Annotated in this window: 26 protein-coding genes; 10 read left to right on the top strand and 16 right to left on the bottom strand. The window is 55.9% G+C overall.

The window, feature by feature from the left end; all coding sequences use genetic code 11:
* Positions 1–139 precede the first annotated feature (139 nt).
* Positions 140–1,903 (top strand): terminase ATPase subunit family protein, encoded by a 1,764-nt coding sequence (locus KB890_RS20430; protein WP_094965538.1) that lies wholly within the window; start codon positions 140–142, stop codon positions 1,901–1,903.
* Positions 1,903–2,940 (top strand): phage portal protein, encoded by a 1,038-nt coding sequence (locus KB890_RS20425; RefSeq protein ID WP_094965540.1) that lies wholly within the window; start codon positions 1,903–1,905, stop codon positions 2,938–2,940. The genes KB890_RS20430 and KB890_RS20425 overlap by 1 nt, the downstream gene beginning before the upstream one ends.
* A gap of 300 nt (positions 2,941–3,240) precedes the next feature.
* Here KB890_RS20425 and KB890_RS20420 read toward each other — a convergent pair whose 3' ends face one another.
* From KB890_RS20420 to KB890_RS20370, 11 genes are all read right to left on the bottom strand, one after another.
* On the bottom strand, positions 3,241–3,498 hold the full coding sequence (locus KB890_RS20420; RefSeq protein WP_004174290.1) for a hypothetical protein: 258 nt from the start codon (positions 3,496–3,498) through the stop codon (positions 3,241–3,243).
* Positions 3,499–3,573: 75 nt separating this feature from the next.
* The gene (locus KB890_RS20415) at positions 3,574–3,807 is read right to left on the bottom strand and encodes a DinI family protein (protein ID WP_094965546.1); all 234 of its coding nucleotides are present in this window, start codon (positions 3,805–3,807) and stop codon (positions 3,574–3,576) included.
* Between the two features lie 13 nt (positions 3,808–3,820).
* Complete coding sequence (locus tag KB890_RS20410) at positions 3,821–4,009, bottom strand: hypothetical protein (protein WP_004144689.1); 189 nt, start codon at positions 4,007–4,009, stop codon at positions 3,821–3,823.
* Between the two features lie 186 nt (positions 4,010–4,195).
* The gene (locus tag KB890_RS20405; RefSeq protein ID WP_065804321.1) at positions 4,196–6,601 is read right to left on the bottom strand and encodes a replication endonuclease; all 2,406 of its coding nucleotides are present in this window, start codon (positions 6,599–6,601) and stop codon (positions 4,196–4,198) included.
* Positions 6,582–7,469: a DNA adenine methylase gene (locus tag KB890_RS20400; RefSeq protein WP_065804319.1), complete on the bottom strand. Its 888-nt coding sequence runs from the start codon at positions 7,467–7,469 to the stop codon at positions 6,582–6,584. Before KB890_RS20400 ends, KB890_RS20405 begins: the two co-directional genes overlap by 20 nt.
* On the bottom strand, positions 7,466–7,693 hold the full coding sequence (locus KB890_RS20395) for a TraR/DksA family transcriptional regulator (protein WP_065804317.1): 228 nt from the start codon (positions 7,691–7,693) through the stop codon (positions 7,466–7,468). The genes KB890_RS20400 and KB890_RS20395 overlap by 4 nt, the downstream gene beginning before the upstream one ends.
* Positions 7,693–7,926 carry a DUF2732 family protein gene (locus KB890_RS20390; protein WP_065804315.1) on the bottom strand — a complete coding sequence of 78 codons (234 nt, stop codon included), beginning with the start codon at positions 7,924–7,926 and terminating at the stop codon, positions 7,693–7,695. Before KB890_RS20390 ends, KB890_RS20395 begins: the two co-directional genes overlap by 1 nt.
* A 67-nt stretch (positions 7,927–7,993) precedes the next feature.
* Positions 7,994–8,335 (bottom strand): DUF5347 domain-containing protein, encoded by a 342-nt coding sequence (locus KB890_RS20385; RefSeq protein ID WP_004174279.1) that lies wholly within the window; start codon positions 8,333–8,335, stop codon positions 7,994–7,996.
* Positions 8,299–8,499, bottom strand: a complete 201-nt coding sequence (locus KB890_RS20380) for a phage filamentation protein Fil family protein (RefSeq protein ID WP_019704179.1) — start codon at positions 8,497–8,499, stop codon at positions 8,299–8,301. Before KB890_RS20380 ends, KB890_RS20385 begins: the two co-directional genes overlap by 37 nt.
* Before the next feature lie 7 nt (positions 8,500–8,506).
* Positions 8,507–9,016: a phage regulatory CII family protein gene (locus KB890_RS20375; RefSeq protein ID WP_019704952.1), complete on the bottom strand. Its 510-nt coding sequence runs from the start codon at positions 9,014–9,016 to the stop codon at positions 8,507–8,509.
* 32 nt (positions 9,017–9,048) lie between these two features.
* Positions 9,049–9,291 (bottom strand): hypothetical protein, encoded by a 243-nt coding sequence (locus KB890_RS20370; protein WP_048300139.1) that lies wholly within the window; start codon positions 9,289–9,291, stop codon positions 9,049–9,051.
* Between the two features lie 117 nt (positions 9,292–9,408).
* Between KB890_RS20370 and KB890_RS20365 the strand changes: the two genes are divergently transcribed.
* Together KB890_RS20365 and KB890_RS20360 are read left to right on the top strand one after the other, a co-directional pair.
* Positions 9,409–10,041, top strand: coding sequence for a phage repressor protein CI (locus KB890_RS20365; protein WP_048300140.1), 633 nt, complete (start codon positions 9,409–9,411; stop codon positions 10,039–10,041).
* Between the two features lie 2 nt (positions 10,042–10,043).
* Positions 10,044–11,069, top strand: coding sequence for a site-specific integrase (locus KB890_RS20360; RefSeq protein WP_048300141.1), 1,026 nt, complete (start codon positions 10,044–10,046; stop codon positions 11,067–11,069).
* A 432-nt stretch (positions 11,070–11,501) separates the two neighbouring features.
* Here the strand turns inward: KB890_RS20360 and KB890_RS20355 are convergent, their stop codons facing one another.
* Complete coding sequence (locus tag KB890_RS20355; RefSeq protein ID WP_004180956.1) at positions 11,502–12,302, bottom strand: hypothetical protein; 801 nt, start codon at positions 12,300–12,302, stop codon at positions 11,502–11,504.
* 124 nt (positions 12,303–12,426) lie between these two features.
* The gene (locus KB890_RS20350; RefSeq protein ID WP_004180957.1) at positions 12,427–13,311 is read right to left on the bottom strand and encodes a LysR family transcriptional regulator; all 885 of its coding nucleotides are present in this window, start codon (positions 13,309–13,311) and stop codon (positions 12,427–12,429) included.
* Positions 13,312–13,522: 211 nt separating this feature from the next.
* Between KB890_RS20350 and KB890_RS20345 the strand changes: the two genes are divergently transcribed.
* Positions 13,523–14,095 (top strand): flavin reductase family protein, encoded by a 573-nt coding sequence (locus KB890_RS20345; RefSeq protein WP_004174789.1) that lies wholly within the window; start codon positions 13,523–13,525, stop codon positions 14,093–14,095.
* A gap of 10 nt (positions 14,096–14,105) precedes the next feature.
* Here the strand turns inward: KB890_RS20345 and KB890_RS20340 are convergent, their stop codons facing one another.
* Entirely contained in the window at positions 14,106–14,468 is a 363-nt protein-coding gene (locus KB890_RS20340; RefSeq protein ID WP_004193671.1) for a helix-turn-helix domain-containing protein, read from the bottom strand.
* A gap of 333 nt (positions 14,469–14,801) precedes the next feature.
* Here KB890_RS20340 and oqxA point away from each other — a divergent pair, with 333 nt between their 5' ends.
* Positions 14,802–15,977 carry a multidrug efflux RND transporter periplasmic adaptor subunit OqxA gene (gene oqxA, locus KB890_RS20335; protein ID WP_002914189.1) on the top strand — a complete coding sequence of 392 codons (1,176 nt, stop codon included), beginning with the start codon at positions 14,802–14,804 and terminating at the stop codon, positions 15,975–15,977.
* A 23-nt stretch (positions 15,978–16,000) separates the two neighbouring features.
* Positions 16,001–19,153, top strand: coding sequence for a multidrug efflux RND transporter permease subunit OqxB (gene oqxB / locus KB890_RS20330; protein ID WP_004180960.1), 3,153 nt, complete (start codon positions 16,001–16,003; stop codon positions 19,151–19,153).
* A 69-nt stretch (positions 19,154–19,222) separates the two neighbouring features.
* Here the strand turns inward: oqxB and KB890_RS20325 are convergent, their stop codons facing one another.
* Both KB890_RS20325 and KB890_RS20320 read right to left on the bottom strand, forming a co-directional pair.
* Positions 19,223–19,702, bottom strand: coding sequence for an RrF2 family transcriptional regulator (locus tag KB890_RS20325; protein WP_000888203.1), 480 nt, complete (start codon positions 19,700–19,702; stop codon positions 19,223–19,225).
* A 413-nt stretch (positions 19,703–20,115) separates the two neighbouring features.
* A complete protein-coding gene (locus KB890_RS20320) occupies positions 20,116–21,027 on the bottom strand; it encodes a LysR family transcriptional regulator (RefSeq protein WP_002914199.1) in 912 nt (303 codons plus the stop codon).
* Positions 21,028–21,142: 115 nt separating this feature from the next.
* Between KB890_RS20320 and speB the strand changes: the two genes are divergently transcribed.
* From speB to KB890_RS20305, 3 genes are read left to right on the top strand one after another with little or no spacing between them, the layout of a single operon-like run.
* Positions 21,143–22,093, top strand: coding sequence for an agmatinase (speB, locus tag KB890_RS20315; protein ID WP_004180961.1), 951 nt, complete (start codon positions 21,143–21,145; stop codon positions 22,091–22,093).
* Positions 22,094–22,103: 10 nt separating this feature from the next.
* Positions 22,104–22,967: a sugar phosphate isomerase/epimerase family protein gene (locus KB890_RS20310; RefSeq protein ID WP_004145694.1), complete on the top strand. Its 864-nt coding sequence runs from the start codon at positions 22,104–22,106 to the stop codon at positions 22,965–22,967.
* A complete protein-coding gene (locus KB890_RS20305) occupies positions 22,964–24,031 on the top strand; it encodes an isopenicillin N synthase family dioxygenase (RefSeq protein WP_004180962.1) in 1,068 nt (355 codons plus the stop codon). Before KB890_RS20310 ends, KB890_RS20305 begins: the two co-directional genes overlap by 4 nt.
* Positions 24,032–24,045 lie beyond the last annotated feature (14 nt).

Genomic DNA, 24,045 nt, shown 5'->3' with positions numbered 1-24,045 from the left:
GTGCCGACTCCATCAAATAACTCTGTGAGGCCTTATGGTTGCTGCGATGGAGGGGGTGAAACAACGCGCGGACCTTGTGCGGTAAACCATACAAAGGCCAGCCGGGGAAAGGCGCCAGGCAAGGCCGTATGTTTGTGCCATGGAAACGATGACCCCCGCAGACCTCGATCCCCGCAGGCAGGCATTACTGCTGTATTTTCAGGGATACCGCGTAGCCCGCATTGCTGAAATGCTGGGCGAAAAAGTTGCAACCGTTCACAGCTGGAAAAAGCGCGACAAGTGGGGCGAATATGGCCCACTCGATCAGATGCAGCTCACCACTGCCGCCCGCTATTGCCAGCTAATCATGAAGGAGCACAAGGAAGGGAAAGACTTTAAAGAAATAGACCTGCTGGCGCGCCAGTCCGAGCGCCACGCCCGCATCGGTAAATTTAACAACGGCGGTAATGAGGCGGACCTTAACCCCAACGTGCAAAACCGCAACCGCGGCCCCCGCAAACAACCTGAAAAAAACCAGTTCAGCGACGAACAGATCGAAAAGCTGGAAGAAATTTTCCGCAACGGAATGTTTGAATATCAGCGTCACTGGTGGGAAGCAGGAATTAAGCACCGCATCCGCAACGTGCTTAAATCGCGCCAGATCGGCGCTACGTATTATTTCGCGCGTGAAGCGCTGATGGACGCCCTTATGACAGGGCGAAACCAGATTTTCCTGTCAGCCAGTAAAGCCCAGGCACATGTTTTTAAGCAGTACATCATCGAGTTTGCCAAAGAAGTCGACGTGGAATTAAAAGGCGATCCCATGGTGCTGCCAAACGGCGCCACACTGTATTTTCTCGGGACCAACGCCCGCACCGCGCAGAGCTACCACGGCAACCTGTATCTTGATGAGTATTTCTGGATCCCGAAATTTCAGGAGCTACGTAAAGTCGCCTCCGGCATGGCGCTGCACAAGAAATGGCGCCAGACCTATTTCTCCACGCCTTCCAGCCTGACGCACAGCGCTTACCCGTTCTGGTCCGGCGCCCTGTTCAATCGCGGGCGGGCAAAAGCTGATCGCGTTGATATCGACCTGACCCACTCAGCCCTTGCTGCCGGTCTGCTTTGCGCTGACGGTCAGTTCAGACAGATCGTGACGGTGGAGGACGCCGTGCGCGGTGGCTGCAACCTGTTCGACCTCGACCAGCTGCGCCTGGAGTACAGCCCCGACGAGTACCAGAACCTGCTGATGTGTGAATTCATCGACGATCTCGCCTCCGTTTTCCCCCTCGCTGACCTGCAGGCCTGCATGGTGGACAGCTGGGAAGTCTGGGAAGACTTTCAGGCGCTGGCCCTGCGTCCGTTTGGCTGGCGCGAAGTCTGGATCGGCTATGACCCGGCGAAAGGCACCCAGAACGGTGACAGCGCTGGCTGCGTAGTCATTGCCCCGCCTACTGTACCCGGCGGTAAGTTCCGCATCCTTGAGCGTCACCAGTGGCGCGGAATGGACTTCCGCGCCCAGGCAGAGGCCATCCGCAAACTGACTCAGCAGTATAACGTGACCTACATCGGCATTGACTCCACCGGCGTCGGTCACGGTGTTTATGAAAACGTAAAAGGCTTTTTCCCTGCCGTGCGGGAGTTTGTCTATAACCCCAACGTCAAAAACGCCCTGGTGCTCAAGGCATACGACATTATCAGCCACCGCCGTCTGGAGTTTGACGCCGGGCATACCGACATTGCGCAGTCATTTATGGCTATCCGCCGCACCACCACCGCCAGCGGAAACCGCCCTACCTACGAAGCCAGCCGTAGCGAAGAAGCCAGCCACGCAGATTTGGCCTGGGCAACGATGCACGCACTGTTTAACGAACCGCTGCAGGGCGAAGCCGCCAATACCAGCAACATTGTGGAGATTTTTTAATGACTGAGAATACCGCACAGGATGTGATACCACCTGACGTACAACCCAATGATGCAGCGACTACCCAGGCGTTCAGTTTTGGCGATCCCATTCCGGTACTGGACCGCCGCGAACTTCTGGACTACGTAGAATGTGTGCAAATGGACCGCTGGTATGAGCCGCCGGTGAGCTTTGACGGGCTGGCGCGGACCTATCGCGCCGCTGTACATCACAGCTCACCGATTGCCGTTAAGCGTGACATTCTCAGCAGTACCTACATCCCCCACCGCCTGCTCAGCCAGCAGGCTTTTGCCCGTTTCGTCCAGGACTATCTGGTGTTCGGTAACGCCTATCTTGAAAAACGGACGAACAGGCTGGGCGGGGTCCTGTCACTGGAGCCATCACTGGCGAAGTACACCCGGCGAGGTCTTGACCTCGACACTTACTGGTTTGTGCAATATGGGCTTACTATACAGCCCTATGAGTTCACAACAGGTAGCATCTTTCACCTGATGGAGCCGGACATTAACCAGGAAATCTACGGGCTGCCCGGCTATCTCTCCGCCATCCCGTCAACACTGCTCAACGAGTCGGCTACGCTGTTTCGCCGTAAGTATTACATCAACGGCAGTCACGCCGGTTTCATCATGTACATGACAGACGCGGCACAGAATCAGGAGGACGTGAACAACATCCGCCAGGCCATGAAAAGCGCCAAAGGGCCGGGCAACTTCCGTAACCTGTTTATGTATTCGCCCAACGGTAAAAAGGACGGCATCCAGATCATCCCACTGTCAGAAGTCGCGGCAAAGGATGAGTTTCTGAATATCAAAAACGTGAGCCGTGATGACATGATGGCTGCGCACCGCGTCCCCCCGCAGATGATGGGCATCATTCCCAACAATACTGGCGGGTTCGGTGACGTGGAAAAGGCCAGCCGCGTCTTTGTCCGCAACGAACTGATGCCACTGCAGAAACGATTGCAGGAATTGAATAAGTGGCTGGGCGAAGAGGTGATCCGATTCGACCCCTATACGCTGGACCTGCAGGAAGACTGACCCAGCGTAACACCCTCTATAAGCGCCTCAGCAGCCCCCTGCGAGGCGCTATTTTTTTGCCTCTCCGTTCTACCCCCTTCCCCGTCCGCCCGTCAGCGGCCCGGAAAATGCGCCGGATTTTCACCATTTCACCCCGTTGCGCGCGCTCGTATCCCCGCCACGCCTGCCCGCTTTGTGTAGTGGTTTTCATGCACCTGCATGAGATATGAAAAAGCCCGCCAGAACTGGCGGGCCGGAGCTAAAACGATCCTCAAACGATCATGCAGATTCATGCGGCATAGTCATGCACTCTCTTTTTTTTCAGGTTAGCCTGAAATCCTCGTCAAAATCCATAAAGTTTTCAGCTACTCGCGATGAAAGGATGATGTACTTAATCCCCTCATCCAAGGGAACTGGGCGATCAAGTTCAAGCATAAAAACACCATCATAGGTTTTACCCAGCCAGAACCCGCCGCCGCAGGATTTTGGCCGCTGAAAAAGCACCCAACCACCCGGAACAAACTTCGGCAGCGGCTCATAGCGATAAATAACCTGATAATTACTGTCTTTAGACCCCATAGCCTAACGCCTCGCCTTGCTCGTTGTTCAACCTTGCAGGCGGTAAAAACCAGTTTTATCGCCTGCAACGTTTTGTTAATGCAGCCAGCTATCGTCTTCCCAGACCTGCTGCATAATTTCCATTACCCGCTGCTTATCCTCATCAAGTTTTAAGCCGGTCAACTCGATACCGTTGGCACTGCCTTTGCGAATGCGGATCGCCATCTTGGGATATAAAGGGATCAGGTTGCGGTAAAGTTCGGTTTCGAGTGCTTCCAGTGTCGCCTGGCTAATTTTCTGCTCTTTATCAATCATTATTTCGACACGCATGGAGATCATCCCCCTAACTGGAAACATCCATTGACCGGCTGTATTCATGGCTACGAATTTTCGCCATTAATTCATCAGTCAGCTCAGAAACCCACTGGATAGCAAGTCGCTTCTCTTCATCGCTGCACTCACTAGCCGCTACAAGCTTGATAAAAAAATCAATACGCTGGAGCTTTAACGACTCCAAAAGGTAGTCCTGCATTTCCCCTCCTATCCTCACTACGGGATATCCGTTGCCATATCCCCACAAAAGGATATGGCTATACTGTACATGCATCCACTGGATATGCATACAGTATAATATGATTTTCTTCCTGTAAAATAGTTTTTATCATTCAATCAGATGTGTCCCATATGGTGAGATAAAGGCATTAATTGTGCCCCTTCATCAGTACCACTGGCGCCATTTATCATCTTCCTGCAGCCTTTGGTTCCGGTAAAAAACACGCAGACCGGCACCGGATGGAATACTGCCGCCGCGCAGAAGCAGATCGATCTCCGCCTCCGAACCATCAAAGCCTCTCGATTTAAGTTCATACTCCAGCTGCAGGCGCTGCTGATTATCCACATCCTGCCTGTACCCTTTCCGGCGCTTAGGCTTAACCATGCGAAGCCGTGCGTTTAGCTCCCTCAGCTCTTTTTTGCTCATGCTATGGAGATACTCCTGCACCTCCCGCTCATCCATACCCGCAATATCCGGTAAATCATGCCCGCTTACGGCCCCGTTTTCGTTCATTTTTTCCACAGGGGGACAGTTATTGCCACGAGTCCAAGGGGCGCAAGCGCCCTGGTCGGCTGGCGCCTCCTGAACGTCAACGGCCTTACGAACCATTTTCCACTTCATCGCATGCGTGCAAATCCGGCCCTCAATAATCGGGGACCAGATGCCATAAATACGGATGCCGTGATCGCCATAGGCTGATGGCTCGTCATTGAGTTCATAAGCCGTGCGGACCAGGTGATGTTTACGCGGAACCAGTACGCCGCCCTGTTTCATGATGTAGGTGGCAAAACACCCGGCATCAGCTGCCGCCAGCACGGCATCCAGACGCGGGTTATCCAGTACCGGCGCACCTGCTTTTTTATCGGCCTGCTGTCGCGCGGCCTGGCCTGCCAGCAAACGCAGCTCGCGATAAGCCTGGCGGCCCGGTATACCGAAAAAGCGGAATTGCTGGACGCGATGCAGCGAAGCCCAGGCATTGACATGTTCGGCATTGTCCCGCAGTGATCTGCCGGTTTCTTTGCTGATTTCGTTAGCCAGGCCACGCCCGTCGATGTTCTTACTGATGTACTTCGCGATGTAGCTGGTAGGCGTACCCTTGCGCGGGTTGATCAGCTCAGACTTAAAACGCGGGCCGGTATTGTTGCCCAACTCCTGGCGGTCCTCACGGATGGCAAATTTACGCAGCAGCGCGGTGATGGATTTGCGGTCTTTTTTGCGCATGAAGCACAGCAGGTGCCAGTGCACGGTGCCGTCATGGTGTGGCTCAGCAACGCGGACGCCATACCAGCGCAGCCCGGCTTTGTGCATCGCCTTACGGAAGGCGGCGAACATATTCACCAGATAATCGCTGCTCTGCCGGACCGTGGCACTGGTCCATTTCGGGTTTGGCCTGCCGTTATTGAGCGTTGCGTGAAAGCGTGACGGGCAGGTGATGGTATAGAACACGGCGCATTCACCACGCATTTCTGCGATCAGCTCCAGCCCTTTAACGCAGGCCATCATTTCGTTGCGCCGGTGCGCCGGATTGCTGCTGCTGGCGTTTACCACGTCCTCCATATCCAGCGTATCGCCCTGCTCATTGGTCAACTCATGGGAGCGGAAGAACTCCAGCGATTTGCGGCGCTGTTCGCGTTTATGGATCACGGCCTCATAGCTGACATACGGGGACGCCTTTTTGTTAACCAGGCAGACGGCGCGCAGCTGTTCTTCCCGCCATTCACACCGCATCTGCCACAGCTTGCGATACCACCAGTCAGCACAGAGCATACGGGCAAGCGAACCCGGAATAAGTTCGTATGGGACCGGGTTACGGCGGTGCTTTTTACGGCGCAGCTGCTCGAAAGCAGGCGGAATAACATCAAGGCGCATGGCCTCAGCGGCCACCCTTTCCCATGACCGGCGGATCTCTTCCGGCGTAACGTCTTCATCCGCAAACAGCTCACCGCAGGCAGCATCCAGACACATGCTCATGTGTGCCGCCACCAGGGTAGATAACCGCTTAACCTGCTCCTGGTTCATTTCCGGCAGAACCAGCAGGCCCTCCAGCCCGTCGTGGCTCGCCATAAACCGGAATGACGCAGAAACCTGGCTGGCACGCACGCGCTCCAGGCGTTCAAGGCACGACCTGATGGTTTCACGTAGATAGCGGGAATATGCCTTCGGCTTTCCCAGGCCCTCGAAATATTTAATGCGCTCAAGCAGTGGCTTGCTGATATGTGATGGTTCAGCGCTTACGTCTGCCAGAATCACCAGATCGGGATTAAACCGCTGCTGCTCGCGGGCCATTTTGGCACGGCTGATCAGCCGGTCCTGCTCCATTTCACGCTGAACAGGATCACGGGCTTTATTGTAGAAATAGCGTTCCCAGACCTCATCGCTCATCGCCTCACGGCGCAGCTGCTCCTGCTCGTTGTCGCTGGCGTAGAGGGCGATCAGGTTTGAAAGCGCAGACACCGGCGCAACTTCCGCCGGGTCCACATACGGGTTAACCGCTTTTTTCGGGGCATTCCAGACAAAAGCAGTGGCGGCATCATCTGCACCGCCGTAGTTTTTAACGTCGTGATGGCTCACACAAATACTCTCTTTGGAAAGTTTCGTAAGACGCACTCACGACTGGATACGCCGCCAGATCAAACCCGGACCAGATCAGAGGTTGAGAAACAGCGATAATTTCAGTTGCAGACTTACCATCACCACCGGCAACGCCCATACTGCGTTTTGCGTTAATACGGTGGCGGGTAAAACTCTGGTAAATCGCGTTCGTCAGCTCGGTTTCACTGTTCGACACAACAACCTGATGGCCTGCTGATGCCAGTACATCAAGAGTCGTCGCCAGGCGACGCTGTTCAAGCTCATTGAAACCATCAGTGTGATAATCGGTAAATGTACCGTCATAAGGTGGGTCGCAATAAATCACATCACCTACTTTGACCATTGCTAAAGTTTCCTCATAGCTGGCACAAATGAAGGTGGCGCGTTTTGCTTTCTCTGCAAATGCTCTGATTTCGTCTTCCGGGAAATATGGTTTTTTATAATTCCCGTATGGAACGTTAAATTCACCTTTCCTGTTATAACGGCACAATCCACGATAACAGTGGCGATTAAGATAAAGGAAAAATACAGCCTTCCAGAAATCAGTAGTTTCAGATGAATGATTAAAATCCTGACGAATATTGTAATAAGAGGTTTCGCTATTAGTGCTGGCAAAGAACCCTTTAGCGTTAGTAATAAATTTCTCGCAGTTAAATGCAATCTGCTTATAAAGATTAATCAGGTCTGAATTAATATCCGCGACAAGATAATGAGGATACTCTGTCGCCATCATCACAGCGCAGGAACCCGCGAAAGGTTCAACCAGTCGCAGGCCTGCAGGCAGGTGCTTTTTCAGTTCATGCATGACGGCGGTCTTATTGCCCGCCCATTTCAGGATGGTGCTCATATAGCACCCCCATTGTAGTGTTTGCCTTTCAGCTCTGCGATTTCCTGACAGGTGATGCAGCACTGCACGCCGGGAAGCGCACGGTGGCGAGCGGGCGGGATTGGCGCATCACATTCGATGCATAAAACGCGGGAAACGCCCGGCTCTTTACTGCGGGCGGTGTGGATGTGCCGCTGGCGTTCTTCTTCAACGCGCTGCTGTACGAGGTCCATAGAATCAGCCATCAGTGGATCTCCTGCGCTTCGTTCTGGATGTTTTCCGCAGCAACGCGCAGCATCTCCGCTGCCTCCACGTGATTAAGCTGGCGCGATGTGATGTGACACGCCAGGCTATCAAGGCGGGCAGCCATTGCCGCAGCACGTGCTCGGCGTTCTTCCATGCGGGCCTCTGTCAGCATCTGGTTAAGACCTGCATCATCCGGGCCGATTTTGTTGGAACGAGTTTCGATATTTCGCATTGTTGACTCTCCTGAATTTTGGCAAAAGAATGCCCGGCGGGTTTACGCCATTAATTTCTGTTACTGGTTAATTCGGCATGGTTAGCCGCTTTGGAAATAAGCTCACCACTGCACGAAAATGGTTCATTGCTTTTATCAGCTCCCGCTTTTCGTCAGTCGTCAGCTCATTCATATTGACGTTATGACGATCCGCCGGAATCTTAGCCATAAAGAATATGGCGGCTAAGGCACGCTCATTTTGTTTATGGTTAATATCTCGCTGGTCCCGCATATCACTAATAAAACGCTCCAGTTCAGGTTCTATATTCAAGCCGAACACTTTCGCCCTTAGCTCTGCAATATGATTCAGGCCATCCAGCCGATGTCCCGGACTTAGTGGAACAGTCGCAGAATCGCCTTCAATAGCCATGGTTTCCCCTGTTTATTAGTACGCAGTTCAGCCAGCAGCGCATCCTGCGAGCGGCACGGGTGCCAGCGCTTGCCATCTTTACCCATGATCCAGCCATGCCCGAAATGCGGTGATGGACTTTGCTTAACGAGAAGCGATGCGATTGATGGTTGGTTATTCAACATAGCCACCTCAGATCAAACCAAACGAGGCGCCCAGGCCAGTAACTGTATCAATGGTGCTGGCCATCGCCGGGCTTGCCTGCAGGCGCGCCTGCAACGTCACTGCGGTTAATGCCATCAGTCGAGTAACTGAATTGATGCTATCAACAATCTGGCGGCGCCCTGCCGTTGTGTGCGCTTCGCCGGAAACAGCGCCGGCAGCCACGCGGCCGATTTCTGCCGTAGCTTTTAGAACATATTCCGGCATCTTTTCGCGCGCGACTTCGTTTAGCGGCACGCACGGTAGGCAGTGGATCTGCGCCAGGAAACCATCAACCAACGCTGAATCCTCGGTCAGATCAGTAAGCAGCCAGATATCCGGTGCGGTAAGTTGGTGCGGCTGGTCAGGGTTTAGCTTATTGCGCAGTGTCTGGACATTCATTCCCGCGCGTTCTGCCAGTTTCGCCATGTTGTGACGCAGCGCGAAAGCCCGGCAGGCTTCATCAAAATGCGGATGTTTGGAAATCCTGAAATCAAACATGTTCGTCGCTCCAAAAGTTCTCATAATTGGACTTACTGACCAACAATGATGCGGAAGTTGGAGTGACCCAGAGACTCGCGAATCTGGTCCTGCTTGAACTTGAGGTAATAAATTACACAGCGCCCCTCCTTTTTATCCTTTGGTTTCAGATACTTTGCGAGCTTGCCGTGATGAATTTTTTGATATACAGACCCACGGGTTAAGCCCTCCCACTCCGCGAACTCCGCCGGAGTTGCAACCTCTTTAGGTACACGAATTGAAATGTCAGTACTCATAGTGCAGTATCTCTTAGTTTGAATACGTTTTATCTCGTTTTATATGGTTTTAGGTTTGTTTTTCAAACCTTGAATGGATATTAAGATCGCATTTTGTGTACGTCAAGGGTTTTGCTTATGAGATCAATCAAAGTGGGTAATGACAGCGGTGGACGCGATGCAATAAATAGGCTGATTCAAGCTTATAACTTCAACTCGCGCCAGCAGCTTTGCGATCACTTAGGTGTATCAAAAAGCACGATGGCAAACAGATACTTACGTGACAGTTTCCCGGCGGAATGGGTAATCCAGTGCGCCCTTGAAACTGGTTTGTCGCTAAGATGGCTAACAACTGGTCAAGGTGATAAACACGGCGCCCCTGGGCAGGAAAACAGTTTTGATTCTGTGACCCCGACACAGGTAAGGTCCCTTTCTGAAGTAGTTGCGCCTGAACTTGATAAAGCATCCCTGATCGGCGGCTCACTGGTGGAGCATGGGAAGGTCATATTGGATAGTAGCCTTATCCCTCATGATCTGAACAACCCGATCTTGATTCATGCTGACAATGACGCATACCTAATTGACCGCGCGATTACCCCGCCGGTTAACGGGGTGTGGCTAGTAGATATTGATGGGATAAAAAGCATCGTCAAATTAGCCCGTATACCAGGTAACAGGCTGGTTGTTCATCAAGGCGAGTCATCTTTTGAATGTGCTATTGATGATATTGAAGTGTTAGGCAGAGCCGTCAAAGTAATTAAGAGCGTCTGATCATGACCATCAGAAAACAGCCCAATGGAAAGTGGTTGTGTGAGTGCTACCCGACCGGGCGCAACGGTAAGCGCGTGCGTAAGCAGTTCGTGACTAAAGGCGAGGCTATAGCATTTGAAAACTTCACCATGGATGAAGTGGACAAAAAACCATGGCTGGGTGAGAAGGAAGATCGTCGGCATCTGTCAGAGGTTATCGAACAATGGCACTCCCTGTATGGTCAAACCCTCGCTGACCCTAAAAGGTTAATGGCAAAGCTGAAAATCATCTGTAACGGATTAGGCGATCCCATAGCCTCGGAAATAACCGCAGGTGATTTCTCTAAATATCGCGAGGCCAGGCTAAAGGGTGAAATAAGAAACGAGGACGGCAGCTTTATGTCGCCAGTGAAGCCTCGTACCGTTAATCTCGAACAACGCAATTTATCATCGGTTTTCGGTACGCTAAAAAAATTAGGGCACTGGTCTGCACCTAACCCGCTAGCTGGATTACCGACGTTTAAAATCGCCGAGGGTGAGCTTGCCTTCCTAGCACCTGAAGAAATAAAACGCGTGCTGGACGCCTGCTCAGACTCTTCAAGTCCCAGCCTTCTTATGGTGGCTAAAATTTGCCTGGCTACCGGTGCACGTTGGAGCGAAGCCGAAAACCTGCAGGGCCATCAAATTTCAAAATACCGCATTACCTATACAAAGACCAAAGGCAAAAAAAACAGAACTGTACCTATCTCTCAGGAATTGTTTGATGAACTCCCGCGTAACCGTGGAAAACTATTTACCCCCTGCCGAAAAGCATTTGAGAGAGCAATCAAACGGGCTGGCATTGAGCTACCAGAAGGCCAATGTACTCACGTTCTACGCCATACCTTCGCCAGCCATTTCATGATGAACGGCGGCAATATACTGGTGCTTAGAGATATACTGGGGCACGCTGATATAAAAATGACCATGGTTTATGCCCACTTTGCCCCTGACCATCTCGAAGATGCAGTGACAAAAAACCCCCTTCACAATCTGGGATGGAGCCGCTAAATTGTGGCGGCGAAATGGCGGCAGAGAGTTAAAACGGCATAAAACGCGATAATCTCACGTAAAACTAACATCATGATTTATTTCGTAATTCATTGTTTTAACGTGTGTTAAGATGGTATGTAGGAATTTCGGACGCGGGTTCAACTCCCGCCAGCTCCACCAAAATTCTCCATCGGTGATTACCAGAGTCATCCGATGAAGTCCTGAGAGCCCGCACGGCGCAAGCCCTGCGGGCTTTTTTGTGCCCTCAATTTGCCCCACGACGTCCGAAGAGAACTCATGAAATCCGCACCTTTTAGGCCCATTGATGGGCCCAACGAAAAGCTCTGTTGTTTTCGCGTTACCAATTACCCGGCAACCCATCCCTCTCAGAATTAGACCACCAACGACACCTTTCACCCTCCGGCCGCGTCCGCGGCCGGAGGGATAGATTTACCCCTTGTGAGAATACGCGTCCAGCATGGCAAGGACCGCCCGACGCGCCGCATCGTCTGCGATATTGTCAGGCAGCGCATCAGCCCGCAGGTTGACATAAGCGTCAGCAGCCCTTCGAATGGCAATCCCGACGGAGTGACGATCGTGTGTTGCCAGAGTGGAAGTCAGCAGGCCATCGGGATCAATGCCGAGGGCTTCTATTCGACGAACGCCGCGTTGCGGTAGATTGGCGCGACGAAACAGCATCGGTCCCAGCACTTGTTCCCGGAAGAAAGACAGCATCCCCAGCGCTTCGAAGAGTTCCCCCCTGCCCAGTTTAACCACGGCATAATGCAGCCAGATCCAGGCCCGGGACTCAAACCACTCCGGCGTCATGTTCGGCCAGTGCGCGCTAAATTTTGCCAGCTGTCGCTTGAGAGCATCGTTATCACGGGTAAATAGCACGGCAGGCTCCTCAACGCGCTGAGTGAGCATGTCCAGGGTGATAAATTTCAGATCGACATGCAGAAGTTCCGGGCCAAACAGGCAGATCAGCAGGCGAGGCTCACCGACGTGTTCCCCGGTGAAAGCATGTAGCAGATGGCCGAGCGTTCCGGCGAACGCCATACGCTGAGCCATGATTTCGTCATAATAGAGAGGGTCGATCACCACCACGAAATCCAGATCGGAGTATTGATCAAATCCGCCATGGATAAACGAGCCGCCGGCGAGAAGGGAGTGGATCCGCGAATCAGACTGTAATTTAAGCTTCAGTTGCTCTGCAAAACTTCTGTGTAAATCGGGTAGCGTATTAAGCATACTTTTTCCTGTTCACAAAAAAGACAAAGCATTACAGAATATCGAGTGATTCATCAGCAGACCAGATATTTCTGCTGGAACCCTACCCTCCATCGCGAAGCGCTAAATGCAAGCAATACTCCCCTCAAACCACCTCGCTCATCCACTCAGCAAATGCCCGCACGGCGGGAGAGAGAAAGCGCTGGTGCGGATAGAGCAATGTGACGGGTACCGGGGGCGGCTGCCAGTCCGTCAGCACTTCCACCAGTCTCCCCTCCTGCAGGTGGTCAGCAACGATATTCTCCGCCAGCTGCGCCAGCCCAAATCCTGCCAGGCACATTTTTATATAGAGCCCCGTTTCATTCACCGCGGCGTTGCCGCTGACGGGTACAGAAAAGGTCTCGCCATGGCGAACGAAGCGGAACTCATCGGCCCGCCTCGCCTGACCGGAGAAATAATGCACAGCCCGGTGCTGAGAGAGCGCCTCCGGTGACGGCGGCACACCATATTCCCTGAGATAGTCCGGTGACGCGCAGGTGACCCAGCGAAAGCGGCCCAGAGGGCGGGCCACCAGGCTGGAGTTGTTCAGCTCTCCCGTTCGTATCACGCAGTCGACGCCTTCCTGAATGAGATCGACCTGGCGATCGCTGACGCCGATCATCAGGTAGATATCGGGATAGCGCCGGTAAAAGTCCGGCAGATGCGGCATGACGATGAAATGCGCGATGCCCGCGGGCATATCAACCCGCAGGCGCCCCTGAGGCCGCGCGACAGACTCGCTCAGGGTGGATTCACTATGTTCGATGAGGGCGAGAATTTCCCGGCACTGCGCCAGATACTGCATCCCTTCCGGCGTAAGGCTCACCCGCCTTGTGGTCCGGTTCAGCAGCCGTACCTTCAGGTATTTTTCAAGGTTTTTAATGGTATTGGTGACAGTGGAGGCCGGCAGGGAAAGGGTTTCCGCGGCACGCACGAAGCTTCCTGCCTCCGCGACGCGCATAAACATCTGCATAGCCTGAATACGATCCACCTTCTTTCTCTCCTGTAGCGAGCAGCTTACCGACAGACGGCATGATTATTCGTGGATTATGAATAATGAAAACAATTTACGCACCTTTTTACGCTTAATCGCCTGGCGTATCGTTGCACGGTGGATTACGAAAGAGGGCCCGAAAATGAACATGCCCTCAATAAATATCCAGATAATCATTACGTTAAATAGCATGCACAAAGGAAAAACCATGTCCGTTCAGCCTGTCGAAATAAGTAAGGCCTATCGTTTATTGCAGGTCGGGTCCACCACCATGATTTCCGCAAAATATGATGGCGTCGAAAATGTCATGTCAGCCGCCTGGGTTGGGCTGGCAGGCGAGCGAAAAGTGGTGGCCTATATTGGCACCCAGGCTTTCACTCGTCAGCTGGTGGAAAAGAGCGGCTATTTCGTGGTGCAGATCCCCGTAGTCAGCCAGATGGCAACCGTCCTCTACGCTGGCGGGCGCAGCTATGCCGACGCGCCGGATAAAAATGACACCATCCCCTTCTTTTATCAGCCGGAATTTGATCTTCCTCTTGTGGCAGGCTGTGCGGGCTGGCTGGTGTGCAAAGTGATGCCCTACCCGGACATTCAGCAGCAACACAATCTGTTTATGGGCGATATCGTCGCCGCCTGGAGCGATGACCGGGTATTCCGCAACGGACACTGGATCTTTGATGATGCGCCGGACGAGCTACGGACCGTTCACTATGTCGCAGGCGGGCAGTTCTATGCCATCGGCAAAGGCAGCAAATTCGATCATGGGCCGGGTCAGGACTGACCCTCCCCGGTCATGCGGATCGCTGACGAGATGTCTGCGCAACAGAGCGGCTGATACTCCGGCGCCAGACGCCGGGCGCCTTGCCGTACTGGCGCTTGAAGCTGCGGTTGAAGGACTGCTGGGAATCAAAGCCGAGGGCAATCGCCACGTTCAGGATCGGCTCGTTGCTGTGGGCCAAGCGTTCGATCGACTTTTGCAGCTTTTTCGCCCGAATATATTCTCCGAGGGGCTGCCCGGTATGTTCTTTGAAGATCCGCTGCAGGTGCCACTTCGAATAGCCGGCTCGTCGGGCAACGGTGTCAATATCCAGACGGCTATCAAGATGGTTGTCGATCCAGTCAATCAGATCCTGAATGATGGCGCCAGTGTTCATCATGTTACCCCCTCGCGGCCGGTTAAAAGCATCTTTGTCAGTTGTATTTAAAGGTGGCCTGTTTTTACACAAAATGCAAGTTTTATTGTTACATTTAAATCCACGCCGGGATCGCGGTTTTTTATCTCCCCCTGGACCGCACATAAAGTGCAACAATTATTCTTGCACTTAGTTAAGCGCCTTCCTACAATCGCCGCGATAGTGTATTCGAAATTGTTACAGTTTTGTGGCGATGATCGACACAAATGGCCTTAAGCCAGCCCGGACAAAGGAAGTGGCGCGGCTTCTCACGCTGCGTCTTGCCCGGCGGCTACATTTACCGGAATAAAAATAATGAGCCTGCAAAAAACCTGGGGAAACATTCACCTGACCGCGCTCGGCGCGATGATGCTCTCCTTTCTGCTCGTCGGCTGCGACGACAGCGTCGCGCAGAATGCTGCGCCTCCCGCCCCGACGGTCAGCGCCGCTAAGGTGCTGGTGAAGTCGATCAGTCAGTGGGATAGTTTTAACGGTCGCATTGAAGCGGTGGAGAGCGTTCAGCTTCGCCCTCGCGTCTCGGGATACATTGATAAAGTGAATTACACCGACGGCCAGGAGGTGAAAAAGGGCCAGGTGCTGTTCACGATAGATGACAGAACCTATCGCGCCGCGCTGGAGCAGGCGCAGGCGGCGTTGGCAAGAGCCAAAACGCAGGCCAGCCTGGCGCAAAGCGAGGCGAACCGCACCGATAAATTAGTCCATACCAACCTCGTCTCCCGTGAAGAGTGGGAGCAGCGCCGGTCAGCCGCGGTTCAGGCGCAGGCCGACATTCGCGCCGCGCAGGCGGCGGTGGATGCCGCGCAGCTTAACCTCGACTTCACCAAAGTGACCGCCCCTATTGACGGCCGCGCCAGCCGGGCGCTGATCACCAGCGGTAACCTGGTCACCGCGGGCGACACCGCCAGCGTGCTCACCACCCTGGTCTCGCAGAAGACGGTGTACGTCTACTTTGACGTCGACGAGTCAACCTACCTCCACTATCAAAACCTCGCCCGCCGCGGGCAAGGCGCGTCCAGCGATAATCAGGCGCTCCCGGTGGAGATTGGCCTGGTTGGCGAGGAAGGTTACCCCCACCAGGGCAAAGTGGATTTTCTCGATAATCAGTTAACGCCGAGTACCGGCACCATCCGCATGCGTGCGCTGCTGGATAACTCGCAGCGTCTGTTCACACCGGGGCTGTTTGCCCGCGTGCGTCTGCCGGGCAGCGCAGAGTTCAAAGCCACGCTGATCGACGACAAAGCGGTACTGACCGATCAGGATCGTAAATACGTCTATATCGTTGATAAAGATGGTAAAGCACAGCGCCGCGACATTACCCCAGGGCGGCTGGCTGACGGTTTACGCATCGTTCAGAAGGGGTTGAATCCTGGGGATAGCGTCATCGTCGACGGCTTACAAAAAGTGTTTATGCCGGGTATGCCGGTTAACGCCAAAACTGTTGCCATGACCTCCAGCGCCACCCTTAACTGATCCCTAATCAGAGAATCCAAGACATGGACTTTTCCCGCTTTTTTATCGACAGGCCGATTTTCGCCGCGGTGCTGTCGATTTTAATTTTTATCACCGGGTTAATCGCTATCCCACTGCTGCCGGTGAGCGAATATCCGGATGTCGTCCCGCCGAGCGTCCAGGTGCGCGCGGAGTATCCCGGCGCCAACCCGAAAGTGATTGCCGAGACCGTGGCGACGCCGCTGGAGGAAGCGATCAACGGCGTTGAAAACATGATGTACATGAAATCGGTCGCCGGCTCCGACGGCGTGCTGGTCACCACCGTCACCTTCCGCCCGGGTACCGACCCGGATCAGGCGCAGGTTCAGGTGCAGAACCGCGTCGCGCAGGCCGAAGCGCGTCTGCCGGAGGATGTACGCCGTCTGGGGATCACCACCCAGAAGCAGTCTCCGACGCTGACCCTGGTGGTGCATCTGTTTTCGCCAAACGGTAAGTACGACTCGCTGTATATGCGCAACTACGCCACGCTGAAAGTGAAGGATGAGCTGGCGCGCCTGCCCGGCGTCGGCCAGATCCAGATTTTTGGCTCCGGTGAATATGCGATGCGCGTCTGGCTGGATCCCAATAAGGTCGCGGCCCGCGGTCTGACGGCCTCGGATGTGGTGACGGCGATGCAGGAGCAAAACGTCCAGGTGTCTGCCGGACAGCTTGGCGCCGAGCCGCTGCCGCAGGAGAGCGATTTCCTGATCTCCATTAACGCCCAGGGCCGTCTGCATACCGAAGAAGAGTTTGGCAATATCATTCTGAAAACGGCGCAGGATGGCTCGCTGGTCCGCCTGCGCGACGTGGCGCGCATCGAGATGGGTTCCGGTAGCTATGCGCTGCGCTCCCAGCTCAACAATAAGGATGCGGTCGGGATCGGTATCTTCCAGTCACCCGGCGCTAACGCCATCGATCTGTCGAACGCGGTACGCGCCAAAATGGCCGAGCTGGCCACCCGCTTCCCGGAAGATATGCAATGGGCGGCGCCGTACGACCCGACGGTTTTCGTCCGCGACTCCATCCGCGCGGTGGTGCAGACGCTGCTGGAGGCGGTAGTGCTGGTGGTGCTGGTAGTGATCCTGTTCCTGCAGACCTGGCGCGCGTCGATTATCCCGCTGATCGCGGTGCCGGTATCGGTGGTGGGTACCTTCAGCATTCTCTATCTGCTGGGCTTCTCGCTGAATACCCTGAGCCTGTTCGGGCTGGTACTGGCTATCGGTATCGTGGTGGACGACGCCATCGTGGTGGTGGAGAACGTCGAGCGTAATATCGAAGAGGGGCTTGCGCCGCTTGCCGCGGCGCATCAGGCGATGCGTGAGGTCTCCGGGCCGATTATCGCCATTGCGCTGGTGCTGTGTGCGGTGTTCGTGCCGATGGCGTTTCTCTCCGGGGTCACCGGCCAGTTCTACAAACAGTTCGCGGTGACCATCGCCATCTCGACGGTGATCTCGGCCATCAACTCGCTGACGCTCTCCCCGGCGCTGGCGGCCCTGCTGTTAAAGCCGCACGGCGCGAAGAAAGACCTCCCTACCCGGCTGATCGATCGTCTGTTTGGCTGGATTTTCCGTCCGTTTAACCGCTTTTTCCTGCGCAGCTCGAACGGCTATCAGGGGCTGGTGAGCAAAACCCTCGGACGCCGTGGCGCGGTGTTTGCGGTGTATCTGCTGCTGCTCTGCGCCGCTGGGGTGATGTTTAAAGTCGTCCCCGGCGGGTTTATTCCCACCCAGGATAAGCTGTATCTCATTGGCGGCGTGAAGATGCCGGAAGGGTCGTCGCTGGCGCGCACCGACGCGGTGATCCGCAAAATGAGCGAGATCGGGATGAATACCGAAGGGGTCGACTATGCGGTCGCTTTCCCGGGGCTTAACGCGCTGCAGTTCACCAACACGCCGAATACCGGGACGGTCTTTTTTGGCCTGAAACCGTTCGACCAGCGCAAACACACGGCGGCGGAAATTAACGCGGAGATTAACGCCAAAATCGCGCAAATCCAGCAGGGCTTTGGCTTCTCCATCCTGCCGCCGCCGATTTTAGGACTGGGTCAGGGTTCCGGCTACTCCCTGTACATCCAGGATCGCGGAGGGCTGGGCTATGGCGCGCTGCAAAGCGCGGTGAATGCGATGTCCGGGGCGATTATGCAGACGCCGGGGATGCACTTCCCGATCTCGACTTACCAGGCTAACGTGCCGCAGCTGGACGTGCAGGTCGATCGCGATAAGGCGAAAGCGCAGGGGGTATCGCTAACCGAGCTATTCGGTACGCTGCAGACCTATCTCGGCTCGTCTTATGTCAATGACTTTAACCAGTTCGGGCGTACCTGGCGCGTGATGGCCCAGGCCGATGGGCCATTCCGCGAGAGCGTGGAAGATATTGCTAATCTGCGCACCCGCAATAATCAGGGCGAAATGGTGCCGATCGGCAGTATGGTGAATATCAGTACCACCTACGGGCCGGATCCGGTGATCCGCTACAACGGTTATCCGGCGGCGGACCTGATTGGCGATGCCGATCCGCGGGTCCTCTCTTCTTCGCAGGCGATGACGCATCTGGAGGAGCTGTCGAAGCAGATCCTGCCGAATGGGATGAATATTGAGTGGACGGATCTCAGCTTCCAGCAGGCCACCCAGGGCAACACGGCGCTGATCGTCTTCCCGGTGGCGGTGCTGCTGGCGTTCCTCGTGCTGGCCGCGCTGTATGAAAGCTGGACCCTGCCGCTGGCGGTGATCCTTATCGTACCGATGACGATGCTCTCCGCGCTGTTTGGCGTCTGGCTGACCGGGGGCGATAACAACGTCTTCGTGCAGGTGGGTCTGGTGGTCCTGATGGGCCTGGCCTGTAAAAACGCCATTCTGATCGTCGAGTTTGCCCGCGAGCTGGAGATCCAGGGGAAAGGCATCATGGAAGCGGCGCTGGAGGCGTGCCGCCTGCGTCTGCGCCCGATCGTGATGACCTCCATCGCCTTTATCGCCGGGACCATTCCGCTGATCCTCGGCCACGGCGCGGGGGCGGAAGTCCGCGGCGTCACCGGGATCACGGTATTCTCCGGGATGCTGGGCGTGACGCTCTTCGGTCTGTTCCTGACGCCGGTGTTTTACGTGACGCTGCGGAAACTGGTGACCCGCAGGAAGCCGGTCCAGGAGGATCTGCTCGCCTAGCCTGCAGCAGATAACAAAAAAACCGCCTTCACAAGTTGAAGGCGGTTTTTTTTCGTCACCAGAAAATGATTAATGCGCTTTTTTAAAGCGGGCGATCATTTCCGGCACCGGGTCGCAGCCGCTGGTATCGGCGTTTTTGACCGCCTCCAGCGCGCTGGCCACGGTATGGCGAGCGAGGACGTTTAACGAAGCCTGCTCTGCTTCGTCGGCAACCGATTTGAAGTACCAGCAGGCGTTGGCGCTGACCACGCAGCGGGCCGGGACGTCAGGACGCGACGCCCACAGTTTTTTATCTTCGATAACCGAAAGATAGATATCACGCAGGGTGATCTTGTCCGCCGGACGGCCAAGATGAATTGAGCCGTTGCGGCCAAGCGTGGAGACGATAATGCCGTCACGAGTTAGCGGAACCATTAGTTTACGGATAAAGCTCGGGTTCGCTTCCAGGCCGTAGGCCAGAATCGCACTCGTCGAACGTTCACCCATCTGCTCCGCCATTGCTACGCTGAGAACCATCTGCAAAGCTGTCGGGAAGCGGTAATCTAACATGGCAGTGTCCTGGGTTGCGGTGAATCTTGTTCTTTTTGGCACCGCAGAGGTGAATAATCAATGAACAACAATATAACAAATACGGGAATTTTTTTGAAGCAATCTGCGGTTAGCCTGCGAAGTAAATTTTCTGATTTCACGGGCAAAGGCGGGGCAAACACAGATTCCCCTTCGTACCGTTTTATTTAACGCAAACGCCATCCTTTGTTCCGCTAGCCGCGCCCTGTCGCCCCGCGACCTGTCCACACCAGCGGCGCCTAACCCTGTGGATAACCTGGAGGCAGTTGCCTGGCAGCCGCAGCCCGGGCGGGCTACCGGCTGCCGTTCGTTTTTTGAACCGGGAAAACTCCCCCGCCGGGCAGCGCGCTAAGCGCGAAAATCACCACCCCGGCGCAGGGAAGCGCCCGCCCCGCTTAATAATTCCACTTCGGCCGCGCTACCGTATTTTTCTTCAGCAAGTCGCGGAACGCTTTCAGGTAGGGCTCATTGCTGCGCCCGCGCTTACAGATGGCCGAGAACGGCGACTGAAAGCCAAACTCGTTGGGCAGCAGCACCCGCAGGCGGTTCTCTTTGATCCACGGCCAGGCGTAATGCTCCGGCAGATAGCCAATATATTTCCCCGAGAGGATCAGCAGCAGCTGGGCGTCGACGGTCTCGACGGTGGCGCTCCCTTTGCTGAAGCCCCGACGGCGGAGATCGCTGGTGTTCCAGTAGCTGCGGGTCACCAGCGGGCACTGGCTGATCTGCTCTTTATCGAGCTGGCGGCTGAAGAACATCGGGTGCAGATCGCTGCAGTAGAGCCAGTGCTGTTCACGGTACAGCGGCTCGCTGATGATGTTATGCACCTGCGAGTTGTAGCTGCCGATAGCCAGGTCGATATGGTTGTTCAGCACGCCGTTCAGTTGCTCCGCCGGGGTGCGGATAATCAGTTTGATATGCACATGGGGAAATTTGTCGCTGAAGCTGCGCAGAACCACCGGCAGCGAGAGCGCCGTTTCGGTCTCGATGGAGTCGAGCGTCGAGATGCACAGGGTGCCGCTGTGCTCCCCTTTGAGCAGCGCCGACTGCCGCTCCAGCTCATTGAGTTCGCTCAGTACGCGGATCGCCTGCTGTAAAAACTGCTGACCTTTCTCGGTCAGAGAAAAGCCGCCGCGCCCGCGCTGGCAGAGGGTGAAGCCGAGCTGTCCCTCCAGCTGCGACATGGCATTGCTGATGGCGGAGACCGAAATACCCAGCTCCTGCTGGGCCCGGCTGTAGCTCTCCAGGCGGGCCACCGCCTCGAAAACCTGCAGCTGGCGAATATTGAGGCTGGCGTCGTGATGCATCGTATTTAGTTCACCAATAAATGAACTGAGTATTTACGCCAGACGATGTAAAGTCCAGCGCGGGTTGCGCACTATCTCTCCTGTTACGTTTCATCCGTCAGATTCAGGAGCAGACATGGATAACCTCTTTCACCAACCGCAGGGTGGCAATGAGATGCCACGCTTCGCCGGACGCGCCACAATGATGCGCCTGCCGTTTATCGAAGATTTACAGGGACTTGACGCGGCATTTGTCGGCATTCCGCTGGATATCGGCACCTCGCAGCGCTCGGGCACGCGCTACGGACCACGCTATATTCGCGCCGAATCGGTGATGATCCGTCCGTACAATATGGCGACCGGCGCCGCGCCGTTCGACTCGCTGTTGGTGGCTGATATCGGCGATGTGCCGATCAATACCTACAGCCTGCTCAAATCGGTGCAAATTATCGAAGATTACTACACCGGTTTGAATAGTTATCCGCTGATCCCGCTGACCCTCGGCGGGGACCACACCATTACCCTGCCGATCCTGCGGGCGCTGACCAAAAAACATGGTCCGGTGGGCCTCATCCACGTCGACGCCCATACCGATACCAATGATGAGATGTTCGGAGAGAAAATCGCCCACGGCACCACCTTCCGCCGCGCCGTTGAGGAGGGACTGCTCGACCTCAAACGGGTGGTGCAGATTGGCCAGCGCGCCCAGGGCTATGCCGCCGGCGACTTCCAGTGGGGCGTTGACCAGGGCTTTCGTCTGGTGCAGGCGGAGCAGTGCTGGCATACCTCGCTGGCGCCGCTGATGGCCGAAGTCCGCCAGCAGATGGGCGACGGGCCGGTGTATCTCAGCTTTGATATCGATAGCCTCGATCCCATCTGGGCTCCAGGAACCGGGACGCCGGAAGTTGGCGGTCTGACCTCCATTCAGGCGCTGGAGATCGTCCGCGGCTGCCGCGGCCTGAACCTGATTGGCGCCGATCTGGTCGAGGTCTCGCCCCCCTACGACGTGAGCGGTAATACCTCCCAGCTGGCGGCCAACCTGCTGTACGAGATGCTCTGCGTCCTGCCCGGCGTGAAGTACGCCTGAGGAAGCCGCCATGGAGCTGAAATGCTTTCGCACTCTCTGGGGAGTGACGACCCCCTGGCCGCAAACGCTGGATGAACTGCAGCGCGTCGGCTGCTGCGGCATCGAAGCCCGCGTGCCGTTAACGGTGGCCGAGCGGCGGCAGCTCGCCGACCGCCTGCAGGCGTCGGGGCTGGAGTATATCGCCATTCTTTTCAGCGGCGGCGGGGTGCTCCCCGCCCAGCATGAAACGCCCGAGCAGCATCTGGCGCGCCTGCAGACCCGCTTCGCCGAGGCCAGCAGCCTCAACCCGCGCTTTGTCAATCTGCTGGCGGGCAACGATCGCTGGCCGCTGGCGCAGCAGGTCGATTTTCTCGGCAAGGCGCACGAGCTGGCCGCCGGGTTTGGTTTGACCTGCAGCTTTGAAACCCATCGCGCCACCTCGCTGTACAGCCCGTGGCTCACCCTGGAGATCATTCAGCAGCTCCCCCAGCTGCGCTTTACCGCCGACATCAGCCACTGGGTGGTGGTCAGCGAGCGCCTGCTGGATGACCCCAGCGATGACTTCAGCGCCTTTATCGACCGCGTGCATCACGTGCAGGCCCGGGTGGGCTACGACCAGGGGCCGCAGGTGCCGCACCCGGCGGCGCCTGAGTATCAGCCGGCGCTGGCTTTTGCCGAGCGCTTCTGGCAGCAAATCTGGCGTTCGCAGCGCCAGCGCGGCTACCCGCAGACCACGCTGACCCCGGAGTTTGGCGCCGACGGCTATCTGCACCATCTGCCGTTCACCAACGTTCCGGTGGCCGATCTCTGGTCGCTCAACGCCTGGATGGCCACGCGCCAGCAGGCCCACTTTCAGCAGTTTTTATCGCTCACTGAACAGGAACCGCAGCCATGACCGCCGTGAAGCACGCTTTTACTGAACTCCCGACCATCGATATCCGCGATCTGGCCGGCGATGACCTCGCCAGGCGTCAGGCGGTGGCCGACGCCATCGGCCGCGCGGCGCGCGAGGTGGGCTTTTTCTACATCACCGGCCACGGTATCGACCCGGCGCTGATCGCCGGCGTCCGCGAGGCGGCGAAGCAGATCTTCGCCCTGCCGATGGAGGAGAAGATGAACTATTACATCGGCCACTCCAAAAGCCATAAGGGCTACGTTCCGGAAGGAGAAGAGATCTACGGCTCCGGCAAGCCGGACCATAAAGAGGCTTTCGATATCGGCTTCCAGGCAGCGGATGACCATCCGCTGGTGCTCGCCGGTACGCCGCTGATCGGCGCCAACGAGTGGCCCGATCTGCCGGATTTCCGCGCGCGGGTGCTGGCCTACTACGACGCGGTTTTCGCCCTCGGCCACCGTCTGTTCGACGCTTTCGCCCTCGCGCTCGGCCTGCCGGAAGGGTATTTCAAACCGATGGTGACCTGCCCGCCGGCTAAGCTGCGGCTGATCCATTACCCGTTCGACGCCAGCGTCGAAGATGTTCCCGGAATTGGTGCACACACCGACTATGAGTGCTTCACCCTGCTGCTCGCCGACCAGCCCGGCCTTGAAGTTCTCAATGAAGAAAGCGTGTGGATCGATGCACCTCCCGTCAAGAACGCCGCCGGAGAAGAGGCGTTCGTGATCAATATCGGCGACATGCTGGAAGTGCTCAGCGCTGGCACATTTGTTGCTACAGCCCACCGGGTGCGCAAAGTGCCGCAGGAGCGGTACTCCTTCCCGCTGTTTTTCGCCTGCGATTACCACACGCTGATCCGTCCGCTGCCGACTTTTCTCGCCGCCGGCGAAGCCGGTGAATATCAGGAGCTCAGCATCGGAGAGCATATGTGGAGCCAGGCCCTGCAAACCTATCGCTACCTGCGCGAAAAGGTCAATCGCGGTGAACTTCAGCTACCGGAGCGCGCGCGCGGCACCAATACGTTTGGCCATTTGAAAAAACAGGCACAGCAAAAAACCCCCTAACCACCCGTGAGGAT

This window comes from Klebsiella sp. P1954, from assembly GCF_018199955.1.
Lineage (GTDB): Bacteria > Pseudomonadota > Gammaproteobacteria > Enterobacterales > Enterobacteriaceae > Klebsiella > Klebsiella pneumoniae.
Note: the sequence above shows the minus strand (reverse complement) of the source record. Positions and strands in the feature narration are given on the sequence as shown.

Coding starts and splice junctions, on each gene's coding strand:
- KB890_RS20395 (WP_065804317.1), bottom strand. CDS start 7,693: ATGGCTGATTCTATGGACCTCGTACAGCAGCGCGTTGAAGAAGAACGC.
- KB890_RS20365 (WP_048300140.1), top strand. CDS start 9,409: ATGAGATCAATCAAAGTGGGTAATGACAGCGGTGGACGCGATGCAATA.
- KB890_RS20355 (WP_004180956.1), bottom strand. CDS start 12,302: ATGCTTAATACGCTACCCGATTTACACAGAAGTTTTGCAGAGCAACTG.
- KB890_RS20325 (WP_000888203.1), bottom strand. CDS start 19,702: ATGTTAGATTACCGCTTCCCGACAGCTTTGCAGATGGTTCTCAGCGTA.
- KB890_RS20420 (WP_004174290.1), bottom strand. CDS start 3,498: ATGGGGTCTAAAGACAGTAATTATCAGGTTATTTATCGCTATGAGCCG.
- KB890_RS20345 (WP_004174789.1), top strand. CDS start 13,523: ATGTCCGTTCAGCCTGTCGAAATAAGTAAGGCCTATCGTTTATTGCAG.
- KB890_RS20340 (WP_004193671.1), bottom strand. CDS start 14,468: ATGAACACTGGCGCCATCATTCAGGATCTGATTGACTGGATCGACAAC.
- KB890_RS20320 (WP_002914199.1), bottom strand. CDS start 21,027: ATGCATCACGACGCCAGCCTCAATATTCGCCAGCTGCAGGTTTTCGAG.
- KB890_RS20360 (WP_048300141.1), top strand. CDS start 10,044: ATGACCATCAGAAAACAGCCCAATGGAAAGTGGTTGTGTGAGTGCTAC.
- KB890_RS20430 (WP_094965538.1), top strand. CDS start 140: ATGGAAACGATGACCCCCGCAGACCTCGATCCCCGCAGGCAGGCATTA.
- KB890_RS20425 (WP_094965540.1), top strand. CDS start 1,903: ATGACTGAGAATACCGCACAGGATGTGATACCACCTGACGTACAACCC.
- KB890_RS20390 (WP_065804315.1), bottom strand. CDS start 7,926: ATGCGAAATATCGAAACTCGTTCCAACAAAATCGGCCCGGATGATGCA.
- KB890_RS20370 (WP_048300139.1), bottom strand. CDS start 9,291: ATGAGTACTGACATTTCAATTCGTGTACCTAAAGAGGTTGCAACTCCG.
- KB890_RS20400 (WP_065804319.1), bottom strand. CDS start 7,469: ATGAGCACCATCCTGAAATGGGCGGGCAATAAGACCGCCGTCATGCAT.
- KB890_RS20380 (WP_019704179.1), bottom strand. CDS start 8,499: ATGTTGAATAACCAACCATCAATCGCATCGCTTCTCGTTAAGCAAAGT.
- KB890_RS20305 (WP_004180962.1), top strand. CDS start 22,964: ATGACCGCCGTGAAGCACGCTTTTACTGAACTCCCGACCATCGATATC.
- oqxB (WP_004180960.1), top strand. CDS start 16,001: ATGGACTTTTCCCGCTTTTTTATCGACAGGCCGATTTTCGCCGCGGTG.
- KB890_RS20310 (WP_004145694.1), top strand. CDS start 22,104: ATGGAGCTGAAATGCTTTCGCACTCTCTGGGGAGTGACGACCCCCTGG.
- KB890_RS20385 (WP_004174279.1), bottom strand. CDS start 8,335: ATGGCTATTGAAGGCGATTCTGCGACTGTTCCACTAAGTCCGGGACAT.
- oqxA (WP_002914189.1), top strand. CDS start 14,802: ATGAGCCTGCAAAAAACCTGGGGAAACATTCACCTGACCGCGCTCGGC.
- KB890_RS20415 (WP_094965546.1), bottom strand. CDS start 3,807: ATGCGTGTCGAAATAATGATTGATAAAGAGCAGAAAATTAGCCAGGCG.
- speB (WP_004180961.1), top strand. CDS start 21,143: ATGGATAACCTCTTTCACCAACCGCAGGGTGGCAATGAGATGCCACGC.
- KB890_RS20410 (WP_004144689.1), bottom strand. CDS start 4,009: ATGCAGGACTACCTTTTGGAGTCGTTAAAGCTCCAGCGTATTGATTTT.
- KB890_RS20375 (WP_019704952.1), bottom strand. CDS start 9,016: ATGTTTGATTTCAGGATTTCCAAACATCCGCATTTTGATGAAGCCTGC.